Origin of the sequence: Phycicoccus sp. M110.8 (genome assembly GCF_032464895.1) — a bacterium.
Classification (GTDB): Bacteria; Actinomycetota; Actinomycetes; order Actinomycetales; family Dermatophilaceae; genus Pedococcus.
On record NZ_JAWDIC010000001.1, the window covers coordinates 2137818 to 2152251 of the forward strand.

Below are 14434 nucleotides of genomic sequence, written 5' to 3' on the forward strand. Positions count from 1 at the left end.
GGAACCTCGGCGGCCGTTGTTCTGCATGGATAACCGACGGCCCGCTTCACGCACCGAACCATGCACCGGCCCGGACGGGCTGGTGGATGATGGACCCCGAGGACGGGGCGACGGGAGCGCGCGATGGCTGCGAACGACGGACACGGCGGCGGACACCAGGTCACGGTCAACGGGGGGATCTGCTCGCTGCAGGGCACCGACCCGGCGACCAACGCCCTGGACTGGCTGCGCGGCCAGGGGCTCACCGGAGCCAAGGAGGGCTGCGCCGAGGGCGAGTGCGGCGCCTGCTCGGTGATGGTGGCCCGCCCCGACGGGGATGGCGGCACCCGCTGGACCGCTGTCAACGCCTGCCTCGTCCCGGCCGCCGCCCTCGACGGCCAGGAGGTCGTCACCTCCGAGGGCCTGGGCACTCCTGAGGAGCTCCACCCCGTGCAGCGGGAGATGGCGGTGCGCGGTGGCTCGCAGTGCGGCTACTGCACCCCCGGATTCGTCTGCAGCATGGCCGCCGAGTTCTACCGGCCCGACCGGACGCCCACGGCGGCGGCGGAGGGCGACGGCCAGCGTGCGCACGACGCGGGTGGCGACCACGAGTGCGGGCCGAACGGGTTCGACCTGCACGCCCTGTCCGGCAACCTGTGCCGCTGCACCGGGTACCGGCCGATCCGCGACGCGGCCTATGCCCTCGGCACCCCGGAGGCGGGCGACCCCTTCGCCGCCCGGGTCCGCGAGCCCGCTCCCGCCGCGGCCTCCACCCGGCTGACCGGTGCCAGCGGCACCTACGCCCGCCCGGCCGACCTCGCCGAGGCGCTGGGACTGCTCGCCGAGCGCCCGGACGCCGTCCTGGTCGCCGGCTCGACCGACTGGGGCGTGGAGACGAACATCCGCGGCTCACGGGCTGCCTTCGCCATCGGGATCGACCGGCTGCCCGAGCTGCGCACCCTCGACGTCGGCGACGACGTCATCGAGGTCGGCGCGGCCCTGAGCCTGTCCGAGGTCGAGCGCGGGCTCGCCCGACGGATCCCGTTGCTGGACCAGCTCTTCCCGCAGTTCGCCTCGCGGCTCATCCGCAACGGCGCCACCATCGGCGGCAACCTCGGCACCGGCTCGCCGATCGGCGACACCCCACCGGCCCTGCTGGCCCTCGAGGCCGAGCTCGTGCTCGCCTCCGCCGGTGGGGAGCGGGTCGTCGCCCTCGCCGACTACTTCACCGGCTACCGCCAGACCGTCCGCGAGCCCGGCGAGCTGATCCGAGCGGTGCGGATCCCGTTGCCGCTCAGCGGGGTCACCGCCTTCCACAAGGTCGCCAAGCGTCGGTTCGACGACATCTCCAGCGTCGCCGTCGGGTTCGCCCTCGACGTCGTCGACGGGGTGGTGGCCAAGGCCCGCATCGGCCTGGGCGGGGTCGCCGCGACGCCCATCCGCGCCCTGGCCACCGAGGCCGCCCTCGAGGGCCGGCCCTGGACCCGTGAGACGGCGCGCGCCGCCGCGGCGGTGATGCGCACCGAGGGGACACCGATGGACGACCACCGCGCCAGCGCGGCATACCGGGCGGCGACCCTCGGCACCGCCCTGCTCAAGCTCCATGCCGACACCGCGACCCCGCAGGAGGTGGGGGCATGACCACCCACACCACGAGCACCGACACGACGAGCACCGACACGACGGCCACCGCGGGCAGCCCGCTGTCCCGCCGCCCGGCCAACCCCATCGTGGGGGAGTCGATCCCGCACGAGGCGGCGGCCCTGCACGTCACGGGTCAGGCGCTCTACACCGACGACCTCGTCGGCCGCATGCCCGGAGCGCTCCACGCCCACCCCGTCCAGGCGCCGCACGCCCACGCGCGGGTCACCCGGCTCGACGTGGCGCCCGCGCTCGCGGTCCCGGGGGTCGTGCGCGTGCTCACCGCCGACGACGTGCCGGGCGTCAACGACGCCGGGGTCAAGCACGACGAGCCGCTGTTCCCGTCCGAGGTCATGTTCTTCGGGCACTCGGTCTGCTGGGTCCTCGGCGAGACGCTGGAGGCCGCGCGGCTGGGGTCGCTCGCGGTCGAGGTCGAGTACGAGCCGCTCCCGTCGCTCGTCACCGTGACGGAAGCCATTGCGGCAGAGAGCTTCCAGGGCGGGCAGCCGACGATGGAGCGCGGCGAGGTCGATGCCGCGTTCGAGAGCGCCCCGCACGTCTTCAGCGGCGAGTTCGAGTTCGCCGGCCAGGAGCACTTCTACCTCGAGACGCACTGCTCGCTGGCGCAGGTCGACGAGAACGGCCAGGTCTTCGTCCAGTGCAGCACCCAGCACCCCACCGAGACCCAGGACATCGTCGCGCACGTCCTCGGGCTGCCGAGCCACGCCGTGACGGTGCAGTGCCTGCGCATGGGCGGCGGCTTCGGGGGCAAGGAGATGCAGCCGCACGGGTATGCCGCGATCGCGGCCCTGGGCGCGACCCTCACCGGCCGCCCGGTGCGGCTGCGGCTGTCGCGGGCGCAGGACATGACGATGTCGGGCAAGCGCCACGGCTTCCACGCCCAGTGGCGCGTCGCGTTCGACGACGACGGCATGCTGCAGGCTCTCGACGCGACCCTGACGAGCGACGGCGGGTGGAGCCTCGACCTGTCCGAGCCGGTGCTGGCCCGCGCGCTGTGCCACATCGACAACGCCTACTGGATCCCCAACGTCCGCGTGAACGGCCGGATCGCCAAGACGCACAAGACGTCCCAGACGGCGTTCCGCGGGTTCGGCGGACCGCAGGGCATGCTCGTGACCGAGGACATCCTCGGTCGCTGCGCACCCCTGCTCGGCATCGACGCGGCCGACCTGCGCCGGCGCAACTTCTACCGCGACGGCCAGAGCACCCCCTACGGCCAGCCGGTCCGGCACCCCGAGCGGGCGGGCTGGTGCTGGGACCAGGTCGTCGAGTCCGGTGACCTCGCCGCCCGCTGGCGAGAGGTGGCGGCATGGAACGAGGCGCACGAGCACACCAAGCGCGGGCTGGCCATCACGCCGGTGAAGTTCGGGATCTCCTTCAACTTCACCGCCTTCAACCAGGCCGGCGCCCTCGTCCACGTCTACAAGGACGGCTCGGTGCTCATCAACCACGGTGGCACCGAGATGGGCCAGGGCCTGCACACCAAGATGCTCCAGGTCGCGGCCACGGCCCTCGGCGTCCCGCTGTCGATGGTGCGGCTCGCGCCGACCCGCACCGACAAGGTGCCGAACACCTCGGCCACGGCGGCGAGCTCCGGCGCCGACCTCAACGGCGGTGCGGTCAAGGACGCCTGCGAGCAGATCCTCGAGCGGCTGCGGCCGCTGCGCGAGGACCCGGCCAACGCCGGGCTCTCGTGGCCCGAGCTGGTGAGCAAGGCGTACTTCCAGCGGGTCCAGCTCTGGGCGGCGGGGTTCTACCGCACCGAGGGCCTGCACTGGGATTCCTCGGTCATGCACGGGTCGCCGTTCAAGTACTTCGCCTACGGGGCGGCCGCGGCCGAGGTCGAGGTCGACGGGTTCACCGGCGCCTACCGGCTGCGGCGGGTCGACATCGTCCACGACGTCGGCGACAGCCTCTCGCCGCTGGTCGACATCGGCCAGGTCGAGGGCGGGTTCGTCCAGGGCACCGGCTGGCTGACCCTGGAGGACCTGCGCTGGGACGAGTCCGACCGCCCGACGCGGGGCCGGCTGGCGACGCAGGCGGCGAGCACCTACAAGCTGCCGAGCCTGTCGGAGATGCCCGAGGTGTTCAACGTCGCGCTGCTCGAGCGGGCCCACGAGGACGGCGCCGTCTACGGTTCCAAGGCCGTCGGCGAGCCCCCGCTCATGCTGGCCTTCTCGGTGCGCGAGGCGCTGCGCCAGGCGGCGGCCGCGTTCGGGCCGGCCGGCACCAGCGTCGACCTCGCCTCGCCCGCCACGCCGGAGGCCGTCTTCTGGGCGGTCGAGGAGGCGCGCGGCGGTGCCGAGCCGCCGCACATGACCCCCATGCGCGAGGGTGCGCCCGGCGACGTGCCGGACCAGCCCGGCGACGGGGCCCCGCGGCTGCGGCCGCACTCCGAGCGGGTCGCCGAGCCCGCCGGCCAGACGGGAGCCTGAGGTGTCGTGGGTCCGGGCCGTCGAGCGGCTGCGGCGCGAGCGACGGGCGGGGGTCCTGGTGACACTCGTGTCCGTGCGCGGGCACTCGCCCCGCGAGGCCGGCGCCAAGATGGTGGTCGCCGCCGATGCGACCTGGGCCAGCATCGGGGGCGGCAACCTGGAGGCCACCGCGGTCACGCGCGCCCGCGCCATGCTCGCCGATGGCGCCCGCGTCCCGGAGCAGCTCGAGCTGGCGCTCAACGAGCGGGCCCCCGTCGAGCACGGCCAGCAGTGCTGCGGCGGCGAGGTGGTCGTCCTGCTGGAGCCGCTGGCCGTCGTCCCGGCCGTGGCGGTCTTCGGGATGGGGCACGTCGGGCTCGAGCTGGCCCGCGTGCTCGCCCGGCACGACCTCGAGCTGCACCTGGTCGACTCGCGCGCCGACCAGCTCGAGCCGGCCCGGCTCCGCGCGCTCGACGACGCCGTGGCCCGGGTGCACGTCCACCACGCCCCCGTGCCCGAGCTGGTCCTCGGCCAGGTCCCGCCCGGCACGCACGTGCTCGTCATGACCCACGACCACGCCGAGGACGCCGCCCTGTGCGATGCCGCGCTGCGCTGCGGGCACCTGGGCTCGGTCGGGCTGATCGGCTCGTCGGCGAAGTGGCGCCGGTTCGCCAAGCGCCTTGCCGCAGAGGGTCATTCGCCCCAGGACCTCGAGCGCATCCACACGCCGATCGGCATACCCTCGCTCGCCGGCAAGGAGCCCGCCGTCATCGCCGTCGCCGTCGCGGCCGAGCTGCTCGAGTCGTTCGCGGCGGAGCGTGCGGAGGTGTCCCGGTGATCATCCGCGCGACCGTCCTCGACACCCCGACGGACCCGTTCGCCGGTGGGGAGCTGCGCTCGGAGGAGGACTGCGGCCTGCTCGTCGAGCACGGCGTCATCACGGCCCGCGGGCCGTTCGCCGAGGTCCGCGCCGCCCACCGCGAGGAGGAGGTGCTCGACCTGCGCGAGGGCATGGTCCTGCCCGGGCTCGTGGACACCCACGTCCACTTCCCGCAGGTGCGCGTCATCGGCGGTCTCGGCATGCCGCTGCTCGACTGGCTCGACCAGTGCGCCCTGCCGGAGGAGATCCGGATGCGCGAGGTCGACTACGCCCGCGGCGTGGCCCGCGACTTCGTCACCGGCCTGGTCGACGCCGGCACCACCACGGCCCTCGTCTTCGGCTCGCACTTCGCGTCGGCCGTCGACGTCATGTTCGAGGCCGCGGACCTCTGGGGGCTGCGCGTCGCGACGGGCCTGGTCACCTCCGACCGCATCCTGCCCGAGCCGCTGCTCACCACGCCCGAGCGGGCGCACGAGGAGGCGCGCGGCCTCGCCGCCCGCTGGCACGGCAAGGGCCGCCTGCGGTATGCCGTGACGCCGCGGTTCTCGCTGTCGGCGAGCGACGCCCTGCTCGAGTCGTGCGCCGCGACGATGTCCGAGCTCGAGGGTGCGCTGTTCACCTCCCACGTCAACGAGAACCTCCGCGAGATCGAGGAGGTCGGTGCGCTGTTCGACGGGGCGTCCTACGTCGACACCTACGACCGCCACGGCCTCGTGGGGCGCCGCTCCGTCCTGGCGCACAACGTGCACCCGACCGACGCCGAGCTCGCCACGCTGGCGGCCAGAGACGCGTCCGTGGCCCACTGCCCGACGAGCAACGCAGCCCTGGGCTCGGGGCTGTTCCCGCTCCGGCGGCACGTCGAGGCGGGTGTGCGGGTCGGGATGGGCTCGGACGTCGGCGCCGGCACCGGGTTCTCGATGCTCAAGGAGGGGCTACAGGCGTACTTCATGCAGCGGCTGCTGGCCGACGAGGGCCTGCCGCTCACGTCCGCGCACCTGCTGTGGCTGTGCACCGCGGCGGGGGCGCAGGCGCTCGGTCTGGACGACGAGGTCGGCGACCTGTCGGTGGGCAAGCAGTTCGACGCGGTCTGGCTGCTGCCGGAGGCGGGTGACCCGCTCGCCGTCGGCCTCGGCAACGCCAAGTCGCCGCTCGACGCCCTGTCCAAGGTGTTCGCGCTCGGGACGACCTCGGACGTCGCGGGGGTGTGGGTCGGCGGCGACCAGATCGCCGCGAGCCGCTGGCGGATGCCGCCCCGCCGCTGAGCCCAGTCCCCGAGCCCCCGTCCCAGCCGGCCGGCATACGCAATCTTGGGCCAACATTCGCGCAGCGGGTGAAGGTTCACCCGCCCACGGAATGTTGGCCCAAGATTCGCGGACGGTGGACGCGGTCAGGCGCGCTCGGCGCGCAGCACCTCGTCGTAGGCCGGCAGGGTCAGGAAGTCCGGGAAGTCGGGGTCGATCGCGCACTCCACGAACAGCTTGCGGGCCGTCTCGAGTGAGCCACGCACGGCCTCGTCGTCGCCCGCGGACTCGAGCAGGCCGGCATACTCCTCCTCCACCACGCGGTCGACGAGGTCACGGGTGACCTTCTCGCCGGACTCGAGCTCGGCCTCGCTGTTGAGCCACTGCCAGATCTGCGAGCGCGAGATCTCGGCGGTGGCGGCGTCCTCCATGAGGTTGTTGATGCCGACGGCGCCGTTGCCGCGCAGCCAGGCCTGGAGGTACTGGATGCCGACGGTGACGTTGCCGCGCAGGCCGTCGAGGGTGCGCTCGCCCGGCGTCTTCGAGGCGGCGAGCAGGTCGTCGGCGGCGACCGAGACGTCGTCGCGCTGCTTGGCGAGCTGGTTGGGGGAGTCGCCGAGGGTCTCGGTGAAGACCTCCTTGCACAGCTGCACCATGCCGGGGTGGGCGACCCACGAGCCGTCGAAGCCGGCGGAGGCCTCGCGCTCCTTGTCGGCGCGGACCTTGGCGAAGGCCTGCTCGTTGACCTCGGGATCCTTGCTCGGGATGAAGGCGGCCATGCCACCGATCGCGAAGGCGCCGCGCTTGTGGCAGGTCTGCACGAGCAGGTCGCTGTACGCCTTCATCATCGGCGCGTTCATGGTGACGGCGTTGCGGTCCGGGAGGGTGAACTCGGGCCCGGAGTCGCGGAAGTACTTGATGATGGAGAACAGGTAGTCCCAGCGGCCGGCGTTGAGCCCGGCGGCGTGGTCGCGCAGCTCGTAGAGGATCTCGTCCATCTCGAACGCGGCCGGGATGGTCTCGATGAGCACGGTCGCGCGGACGGTGCCCTGCGGGACGCCGAGGCGGTCCTGGGCGAACGTGAACACGTCGTTCCACAGCCGGGCCTCGAGGTGGGACTCCATCTTCGGCAGGTAGAAGTACGGGCCGCTGTGCCGGGCGAGCAGCTCGGTCGCGTTGTGGAAGAAGTAGAGGCCGAAGTCGACGAGCGCGCCGACGAGCGGCTTGCCGTCGATCGTGAGGTGCTTCTCGTCGAGGTGCCAGCCGCGCGGGCGGGGGACGATGACCGGGACGGAGTCCGGCTCCTTGAGCGCGTAGTGCTTGCCCTCGGGGGTGGTCAGCTCGATGGTGCGGCGGACGGCGTCCTTGAGGTTGACCTGGCCGCCGACGACGTTCTGCCAGTGCGGGGTGTTGGCGTCCTCGAGGTCGGCGAGCCAGACCTTCGCGCCCGAGTTGAGGGCGTTGATCGCCATCTTGCGCTCGGTCGGCCCGGTGATCTCGACCCGCCGGTCGCGGAAGTCCTCGGGCGCCTCGGCGACCCGCCAGTCGCCCTCGCGGACGTCCTTGGTCTCCTCGAGGAAGTCGAGGCGGCCGGTCCGCGAGACCTGGGCCCGCCGTTCCTTGCGCGCGGCGAGCAGCTCGTCGCGCCGGGGCCCGAACCGGGTCTGCAGCTCGGCGAGGAACGCGAGCGCCTCGGGGGTGAGGATCTCCTCGCTGCGCTCGACGGTGCTGGGGGCGTCCACGGTCACGGTGCTGTCCGACATGCCTGTCCTCGGGTCTCGATGGGGAGGGTGCCACCGTCGAGCACGGCGGCGGGCTACGATTGTTCCATGATACGGAATCTTCCTTTCACTGGCATCCGCCGCGGGGCAGATATATGAGCGCCGCGACGTCCGGAGCCGGGGCCGCGGCTGCCGGTCCCGGGGCCGCGGCTGCCGGTCCCGGCAGCGCCGGTGCGAAGGGGACCGGTGGCGTCCAGTCGCTCGAGCGCGCCTTCGCGATCCTCGAGACGATGGCCGACGCCGGCGGTGTCATCAGCCTGTCGCAGCTCGCGAACGACGCCCAGCTCCCGCTGCCGACCATCCACCGACTCGTGCGCACGCTGGTCGACCTCGGCTACGTCCGGCAGGAGGCGTCGCGCCAGTACTCGCTCGGCCCGCGCCTGATCCGCCTCGGCGACACGACCTCGCGCATGCTCGGGCGCTGGGCCCGGCCGCACATGGAGCGCCTGGCCCACGAGCTCGGCGAGTCGGTCAACCTCGCCATGCTCGACGGCGACCAGATCGTCTACGTCGGCCAGGTCATGGCGTCGCGGAACTCGATGCGCATGTTCACCGAGGTCGGCCGCCGGGTGCTGCCCCACTCCACCGGTGTCGGCAAGGCGATCATGGCCTCGATGGACCGCGACGAGGTGCTCGCGCTGCTCGACCGCACCGGCATGCCGGCGATGACCAGCCACACGATCACGACGCCCGAGGCGTTCGTCGCCGAGCTGGACCGCACGCTCGAGCGTGGGTACGCCCTGGACGAGGGGGAGCAGGAGGTCGGCGTCCGGTGCGTGGCCGTGGCCGTGCCCGGTGCGCCGCAGCCGCTCGCCCTGTCGGTCTCCGGCCCGCTGCCGCGGATGACCGACGACTTCGTCGCCGAGGCCGTCGCCCCGCTGCACCAGGCGGCCGAGGCCGTCGCCGCGCAGATGAGGGGAGCCACCGGCTGAGCCGCGCCGTGCCGGTCCGCTGACGGAGGAGCCAACAGTCGCCGTCGGCGGCGTGAACTCTGTGCAGGACAGGGGCTCTCGCGCCCTCCTCCGGCTCGGCGGGAGGCACGCTGGGCCCCATGGCATACGGCGGAGGGTCCCTGCCGCTCGCGGTCGCGCACCGTGGCGGCGCCGGCCTCGCCCCGGAGAACACCCTGGCGGCGTTCGAGCGGGCCGCGGCGCTGGGCTTCCGCTACCTCGAGACCGACGTCCGGCTCACCGCCGACGGGCAGCTGCTCTGCTTCCACGACGCGACGCTGGACCGCGTGACCGGCCTGCGCGGCCCGGTCCGGCGGCACACCCTGGCGCAGGTGCGGGCCACCCGGGTCGACGGTCACGAGCCGGTGGTGACCCTGCGCGAGGCGCTCGCCGCGCTGCCCGGGGCGGCGTTCACCGTCGACCTCAAGGAGCGCGCAGCCATCGCGCCGCTGGCGGACCTGCTGCAGGACAGGGACGTCCGCGACCGCGTCTGTGTCGCCGGCGCGTGGGACGACTGGCTGGACGAGCTGCGTGCGCGGGTACCGGGGGTGCGCACGGCGCTCGGGTGGCGGTCACTCACCGCGCTGGTGACCTCGGCCCACGCGCGGATGCCGTGTGCCCGGCGGTTCGCGACGGCGGAGTTCGCGCACGTGCCGCTGCGGGTGGGGCGGGTGCCGGTGTTCGCGGAGCGGCTCGTCGTGGGCGCCCACCGGATCGGGGTGCGGGTCGTCGTGTGGACGGTCGACGACCCGGCCGTCATGACGCGCCTGCTGGACGCCGGCGTCGACGGCGTGATCACCGACCGGCCGGACGTCCTGCGCGAGGTGCTGGTGGCGCGGGGGCAGTGGGCGCCCATGACCATCGCGCCGAGCGACCCGCCCCGACCGGCCACGAACGGCGCAGCGCCCGGCCCGCTCGGGTGCGGGTCGGGCGCCGGTGGTGCGGTGCCGGTCAGGACAGGTTCTGCAGCGCCTTGACCTCGTCGCGCGCCGCCACGACGGCGGTGTGCTGCTGCTGGACGAGCGAACGGAACCCGTCGCTGAGGTCGTCCTCCTCCAGCGCCTTCTCGTACTCGGACACGGCGTGGTCCTCACCCGTGACCGCGGCGCCGATCACGCCGGAGGCGTCGTCGCCGGTGAGGGCGTCCTTGAGCGAGAGCCAGCCACGGTGCAGCGCGGCCGTCGCGGTGCCGCCCTTGTCCACGTCGTCGCCGTACTCGTGACCCATGGCCACGATGTCGCGGGCGAAGCCGGCCCGCTGCTCCGACAGGCGCTGGAACGTCGCGGCGGCCTCCGGGTGGTCGCTGTCGCGCAGCTTGTCCGCGGCCGAGGCGAAGCCCTTCTCGCCGTCCTTGAGGGTCTCGACGAGCTCCTTGGCGACCTTTGCGTCAGCTGACATGCGGTACTCCTTCGGTGTCGGTCGGCCCTGCGTGTCGGGCCGACCTCGCGTCTGTGTGGTCCTTCGACCCTGACACAGGACCCACGTTCTCGCAGGTCACGCGGGTGTGGCGTCCTGCAGCCCGGTTGTACCCGTTTCCCGTCCGGCGCAACCGTGGGGGTCGTATCGTCGGCCGGGGCGCTGCTCCTCGACCCGGGAGCGCGAGTGGTGGGGGTGGACGTGGACGGCCCGAGGACGATCAGCACGCGCGAGGAGCTCGACGCGGCCCTCGGGGTCCTGCGGGAACGCGGCGGCGACCCCGAGGCCTTCGAGCGCGACCTCCTGGCCCTGGCCCCATCCGTGGTGCGACCGGTCGGGGCCACCGCCCTGCTCCGGATGGCACGGCTTGGGTGGGAGGCGTATGCAGCGCCGGCGCCGGTGCCGTCGGCGGAACCGCTGCGGTTCCTCGGCCGGCCGCAGCAGCCCTCCGCGCCCCGGGAGCCGGGGACTGGGGGACCGCGCACCGCACCAGACCCGGGAGAGACGCAGTGGCGGTACCTGCGCTACCTGGCCGACGACGTGCGGGCGTTCGCGGCACGGTGTGGCGAGCCCCTGTCGGGGGTGGTGGCCGAGAGCGTCGGGGTCTACGTCGCCCTGCTGGGGCGGGACGACTTCCGCGAGGTCCTCGGCTGGAGCCGGTCCCAGGACGCGCACGCCCTGGCTGCCCTCGTCCACGACCGCACGGCCCGCGTCTTCGGGGTGGGCGCCCTGGAGCCCGCGGTCGAGCAGCTGCTCTTCCGTTGGCTGCACCTCGCGACGTACGCGGAGGTGACGCCGGACGACCTGGCGGAGCAGGCCGCGCGAAGGGAGCTGCGGACGGCGCACGAGGCGCTGCCGGCCCACGAGGTGGCCGTGATGACCTGCGAGGTACCGATCGCAGGCCTGCCGATCGACGAGCTCTGCGACCGCGTGCTCCAGGCCGGGCTGCCCGTCCAGGCCCTGACGGGCGACGCCGACGCCGGGGACGCCGGGGATGCCGGGGACGCCGAGCGGCTGGACCTCACCGCCCTCGTGGAAGACGCACCCGGTGCAGACCTCGCGACCCTCGACAAGCGCCTCTGGCACCACCTGCTGCGCTGGCTTTCCGACCGGGACGTCGTCGTCACCGCGGTACGGTTCGCGATCGCCCGGGACTACGTCCACGAGGTGGTCCGTGACCTCGGTCGCCGCCACACGGACCTCTCGATGCACCCGGTCCTGCACGCCCACTTCGTCGCGATGCTGATGCTCCGCCGCGAGCTGCCCGTCGGGCTGCCGGACGAGCTGGCCCTGCTCGCCTGGGCCTGCGACCAGGTGCCCCTCGGCCTGGCGCTCCACCCGTTCCTGGGGGCGAGGGCCGCCATGCTGGCCTGACCGGGCGCGCCCGGGAGCCGGCGGCCCACGACCGGTCCACGGACGGCTCGAGGCGGCCAGGCCCTTCGGTCTCAGGGAAGGCTGCGGCCGAGGAAGAGGGCGCCCGGGAAGGTGTCGTCCAGGACCTCGAACCCGAGCCGGCCGTAGAACCGCACCGCGCGTTCGTTGGCCGTCCCGACGCCGAGGTGCAGCCCGGGTGACCCGGCGGCCGCGAGCTGGGCGAAGAGCCGTTCGAGCAGCACGCGACCCCAGCCGCCGCCCTGCCAGCGCGGCAGCAGGTCGACGTGCAGGTGCGACGGGTGCTGCGCGACCACGTGGGCCGGCGCGATGGGTGGCTCGTGCAGCAGGTGCACGAGCCGGGCGTCCGCGGTCCCCTCGGGCGCCGAGCCCTCAGGGTGGGCCGACCGAAGGGTCGGCCACCACTCGCGCTCGCAGCGTGCCTCGAACGCCCGGGTGTCGAGGGTCCCCACGACGTAGCCCTCCGCCCCCGCGCCGTCGTCGAGCACGGACGCGAGCTCGGGCTCGAGCTCGAGGTAGGCACCCAGGTAGACCTCGGGCAGGAGCTGCGGCACGGCATACAGGTCGCTGGCGTCCTCGCCGTTGGCCCCGGTGCGCACGCACACGTCGTAGAGCGCGGCCCGGTCGCGCGGCGTGTACCCGCGAACCGGGCCGGCCCCGAACCCGCCCGGTGGCCCCGTGTCGGGGCCACCGGGCAGCTGGTCGCGCGGCGGCTCCCCGGCGGGGCCGCCCGTGGGGGCGATGGCTCAGTCCTCGGAGGAGGCGCCCGAGCTCATGCCCTCCTTGATGAGGCTCATGACCGAGGAGTCGGCCAGCGTCGTGACGTCGCCGACCTCGCGGTTCTCGGCGACGTCGCGCAGCAGCCGGCGCATGATCTTGCCGGAGCGGGTCTTGGGCAGCTCGGGCACGACCATGATCTGCCGCGGCTTGGCGATCGGGCCGATCTCCTTGGCCACGTGGTTGCGCAGCTCCTGCACCGTCTCGTCGCCGTGGTCCTCGGCACCCCCGCGCAGGATGACGAACGCGCACACGGCCTGTCCGGTCGTCTCGTCGGTCGCGCCGACGACCGCGGCCTCGGCCACAGACGGGTGCGACACCAGGGCGGACTCGATCTCGGCGGTCGACAGGCGGTGGCCCGAGACGTTCATGACGTCGTCGACGCGGCCGAGCAGCCAGATGTTGCCCTTCTCGTCGTACTTGGCACCGTCGCCGGCGAAGTAGTACTTCTCGCCGAACCGGCTCCAGTAGGTCTCCTTGTAGCGCTCCGGGTCGCCCCAGATGCCGCGCAGCATCGACGGCCACGGCTTCGTCAGCACGAGGTAGCCGACCTTCTCCGGCTCGGTGAACGGGTTGCCGTCGTCGTCGAGGATCTCCGCGCTGATGCCGGGGATCGGCTTCTGCGCCGAGCCGGGCTCGAGGTCGGTGACGCCCGGCAGCGGGCTGATCATGATCGCGCCGGTCTCGGTCTGCCACCAGGTGTCGACGATGGGGCAGCGGTCGGACCCGATGTGCTTGCGGTACCAGAGCCACGCCTCGGGGTTGATCGGCTCGCCGACGGAGCCCAGGACGCGCAGCGACGACAGGTCGTACTTCGCCGGGATGTCGTCGCCCCACTTCATGAACGTCCGGATCGCGGTGGGGGCGGTGTACAGGATCGTCACCTTGTACTTCTCGACGACCTCCCACCACCGGCCCTGGTGCGGGGTGTCGGGCGTGCCCTCGTAGATGACCTGGGTCGCGCCGTTGGCCAGCGGCCCGTAGACGATGTAGGAGTGGCCGGTCACCCAGCCCACGTCGGCCGTGCACCAGTAGACGTCGCTCTCCGGGTGGACGTCGTGGACGACCGAGTTCGTGTATGCCGCCTGCGTCAGGTACCCGCCCGTGGTGTGGAAGATGCCCTTGGGCTTCCCGGTGGTGCCGCTCGTGTAGAGGATGAACAGCGGGTGCTCGCTGTCGTGCGGCTGCGCCTCGTGCTGGTCGCTCGCCGACTCGACCACGTCGTGCCACCAGACGTCCCGGGAGTCGTCCCACTCGACGTCCTGCTCGGTGCGCCGGACCACGAGCACCTTCTCGACCGGGGAGCCGTCGGCCCTGACCGCCTCGTCGACGGCGGCCTTGAGGGGTGCGGGCTTGCCGCGGCGGAACTGCCCGTCGCTGGTGACGACGACCTTGGCCTCGGCGTCGGCGATGCGGGTGCGCAGCGCGTCGGCGGAGAAGCCACCGAAGACCACCGAGTGCGGGGCGCCGATCCGCACGCACGCCAGCATCGTCACGACGGTCTCCGGGATCATCGGCATGTAGATCGCGACCCGGTCGCCCTTGCGAACCCCCAACGACTCCAACGCGTTCGACGCCTTCGCCACGTCACGCTGCAGGTCGGCATACGTGATGGTGCGGGTGTCCCCGCCCTCGCCCTCGAAGTGGATGGCGACGCGGTCGCCGTTGCCGGCCTCGACGTGCCGGTCGACGCAGTTGTATGCCGCGTTGAGCTCGCCGCCGACGTACCACTTGGCGAACGGCGCACCGCTCCAGTCGAGGGTCTGCCCGAAGTCCGTGGACCAGCTGATCCGCTCGCGGGCCTGCGTCGCCCAGAAGCCCTCGAAGTCGGCGGCCGCCTCGTCGTACATCCCCGCCTGCCCGTTGGCCTGCTCGGCGAACTCGGCGCTCGGCTCGAATGACGTGGACTGGGACACGGTGGACCTCCTGGCATCAACGGCAG

General features: G+C 73.2%; 11 protein-coding genes. 7 read left to right on the top strand and 4 right to left on the bottom strand.

Going from position 1 to position 14434, the window contains the following annotated elements; translation table 11 throughout:
• The first annotated feature begins 123 nt into the window (after nucleotides 1-123).
• From RKE38_RS10210 to RKE38_RS10225, 4 genes are read left to right on the top strand one after another with little or no spacing between them, the layout of a single operon-like run.
• On the top strand, nucleotides 124-1620 hold the full coding sequence (locus RKE38_RS10210; RefSeq protein WP_316007312.1) for a xanthine dehydrogenase small subunit: 1497 nt from the start codon (nucleotides 124-126) through the stop codon (nucleotides 1618-1620).
• Nucleotides 1617-4076, top strand: coding sequence for a xanthine dehydrogenase molybdopterin binding subunit (xdhB, locus tag RKE38_RS10215; RefSeq protein WP_316007313.1), 2460 nt, complete (start codon nucleotides 1617-1619; stop codon nucleotides 4074-4076). Before RKE38_RS10210 ends, xdhB begins: the two co-directional genes overlap by 4 nt.
• A gap of 1 nt (nucleotide 4077) precedes the next feature.
• Nucleotides 4078-4893 carry a xanthine dehydrogenase accessory protein XdhC gene (xdhC, locus tag RKE38_RS10220; RefSeq protein WP_316007314.1) on the top strand — a complete coding sequence of 272 codons (816 nt, stop codon included), beginning with the start codon at nucleotides 4078-4080 and terminating at the stop codon, nucleotides 4891-4893.
• Nucleotides 4890-6197: a guanine deaminase gene (locus RKE38_RS10225; protein WP_316007315.1), complete on the top strand. Its 1308-nt coding sequence runs from the start codon at nucleotides 4890-4892 to the stop codon at nucleotides 6195-6197. The genes xdhC and RKE38_RS10225 overlap by 4 nt, the downstream gene beginning before the upstream one ends.
• A gap of 125 nt (nucleotides 6198-6322) precedes the next feature.
• Here the strand turns inward: RKE38_RS10225 and aceB are convergent, their stop codons facing one another.
• Nucleotides 6323-7939: a malate synthase A gene (gene aceB / locus RKE38_RS10230; protein WP_316007316.1), complete on the bottom strand. Its 1617-nt coding sequence runs from the start codon at nucleotides 7937-7939 to the stop codon at nucleotides 6323-6325.
• Nucleotides 7940-8052: 113 nt separating this feature from the next.
• Between aceB and RKE38_RS10235 the strand changes: the two genes are divergently transcribed.
• Both RKE38_RS10235 and RKE38_RS10240 read left to right on the top strand, forming a co-directional pair.
• Nucleotides 8053-8889, top strand: a complete 837-nt coding sequence (locus RKE38_RS10235; RefSeq protein ID WP_316007317.1) for an IclR family transcriptional regulator — start codon at nucleotides 8053-8055, stop codon at nucleotides 8887-8889.
• A 119-nt stretch (nucleotides 8890-9008) separates the two neighbouring features.
• On the top strand, nucleotides 9009-9884 hold the full coding sequence (locus RKE38_RS10240) for a glycerophosphodiester phosphodiesterase (RefSeq protein WP_316007318.1): 876 nt from the start codon (nucleotides 9009-9011) through the stop codon (nucleotides 9882-9884).
• On the opposite strand, the gene RKE38_RS10245 is transcribed toward RKE38_RS10240, so the two are convergent.
• Nucleotides 9859-10305 (bottom strand): PA2169 family four-helix-bundle protein, encoded by a 447-nt coding sequence (locus RKE38_RS10245; protein ID WP_316007319.1) that lies wholly within the window; start codon nucleotides 10303-10305, stop codon nucleotides 9859-9861. The two genes, RKE38_RS10240 and RKE38_RS10245, sit on opposite strands and share 26 nt — an antisense overlap.
• 153 nt (nucleotides 10306-10458) lie before the next feature.
• Here RKE38_RS10245 and RKE38_RS10250 point away from each other — a divergent pair, with 153 nt between their 5' ends.
• Entirely contained in the window at nucleotides 10459-11697 is a 1239-nt protein-coding gene (locus RKE38_RS10250) for a hypothetical protein (protein ID WP_316007320.1), read from the top strand.
• A 71-nt stretch (nucleotides 11698-11768) separates the two neighbouring features.
• Here the strand turns inward: RKE38_RS10250 and RKE38_RS10255 are convergent, their stop codons facing one another.
• Together RKE38_RS10255 and acs are read right to left on the bottom strand one after the other, a co-directional pair.
• A complete protein-coding gene (locus RKE38_RS10255) occupies nucleotides 11769-12314 on the bottom strand; it encodes a GNAT family N-acetyltransferase (protein ID WP_316007321.1) in 546 nt (181 codons plus the stop codon).
• A gap of 147 nt (nucleotides 12315-12461) precedes the next feature.
• On the bottom strand, nucleotides 12462-14408 hold the full coding sequence (gene acs, locus RKE38_RS10260; protein ID WP_316007322.1) for an acetate--CoA ligase: 1947 nt from the start codon (nucleotides 14406-14408) through the stop codon (nucleotides 12462-12464).
• Nucleotides 14409-14434: the final 26 nt, after the last annotated feature.

What these genes read in the sequence shown, in the direction of transcription:
- RKE38_RS10235 (WP_316007317.1), top strand. Translation starts at nt 8,053, where the DNA reads ATGAGCGCCGCGACGTCCGGAGCCGGGGCCGCGGCTGCCGGTCCCGGG.
- RKE38_RS10245 (WP_316007319.1), bottom strand. Translation starts at nt 10,305, where the DNA reads ATGTCAGCTGACGCAAAGGTCGCCAAGGAGCTCGTCGAGACCCTCAAG.
- RKE38_RS10210 (WP_316007312.1), top strand. Translation starts at nt 124, where the DNA reads ATGGCTGCGAACGACGGACACGGCGGCGGACACCAGGTCACGGTCAAC.
- xdhB (WP_316007313.1), top strand. Translation starts at nt 1,617, where the DNA reads ATGACCACCCACACCACGAGCACCGACACGACGAGCACCGACACGACG.
- RKE38_RS10240 (WP_316007318.1), top strand. Translation starts at nt 9,009, where the DNA reads ATGGCATACGGCGGAGGGTCCCTGCCGCTCGCGGTCGCGCACCGTGGC.
- aceB (WP_316007316.1), bottom strand. Translation starts at nt 7,939, where the DNA reads ATGTCGGACAGCACCGTGACCGTGGACGCCCCCAGCACCGTCGAGCGC.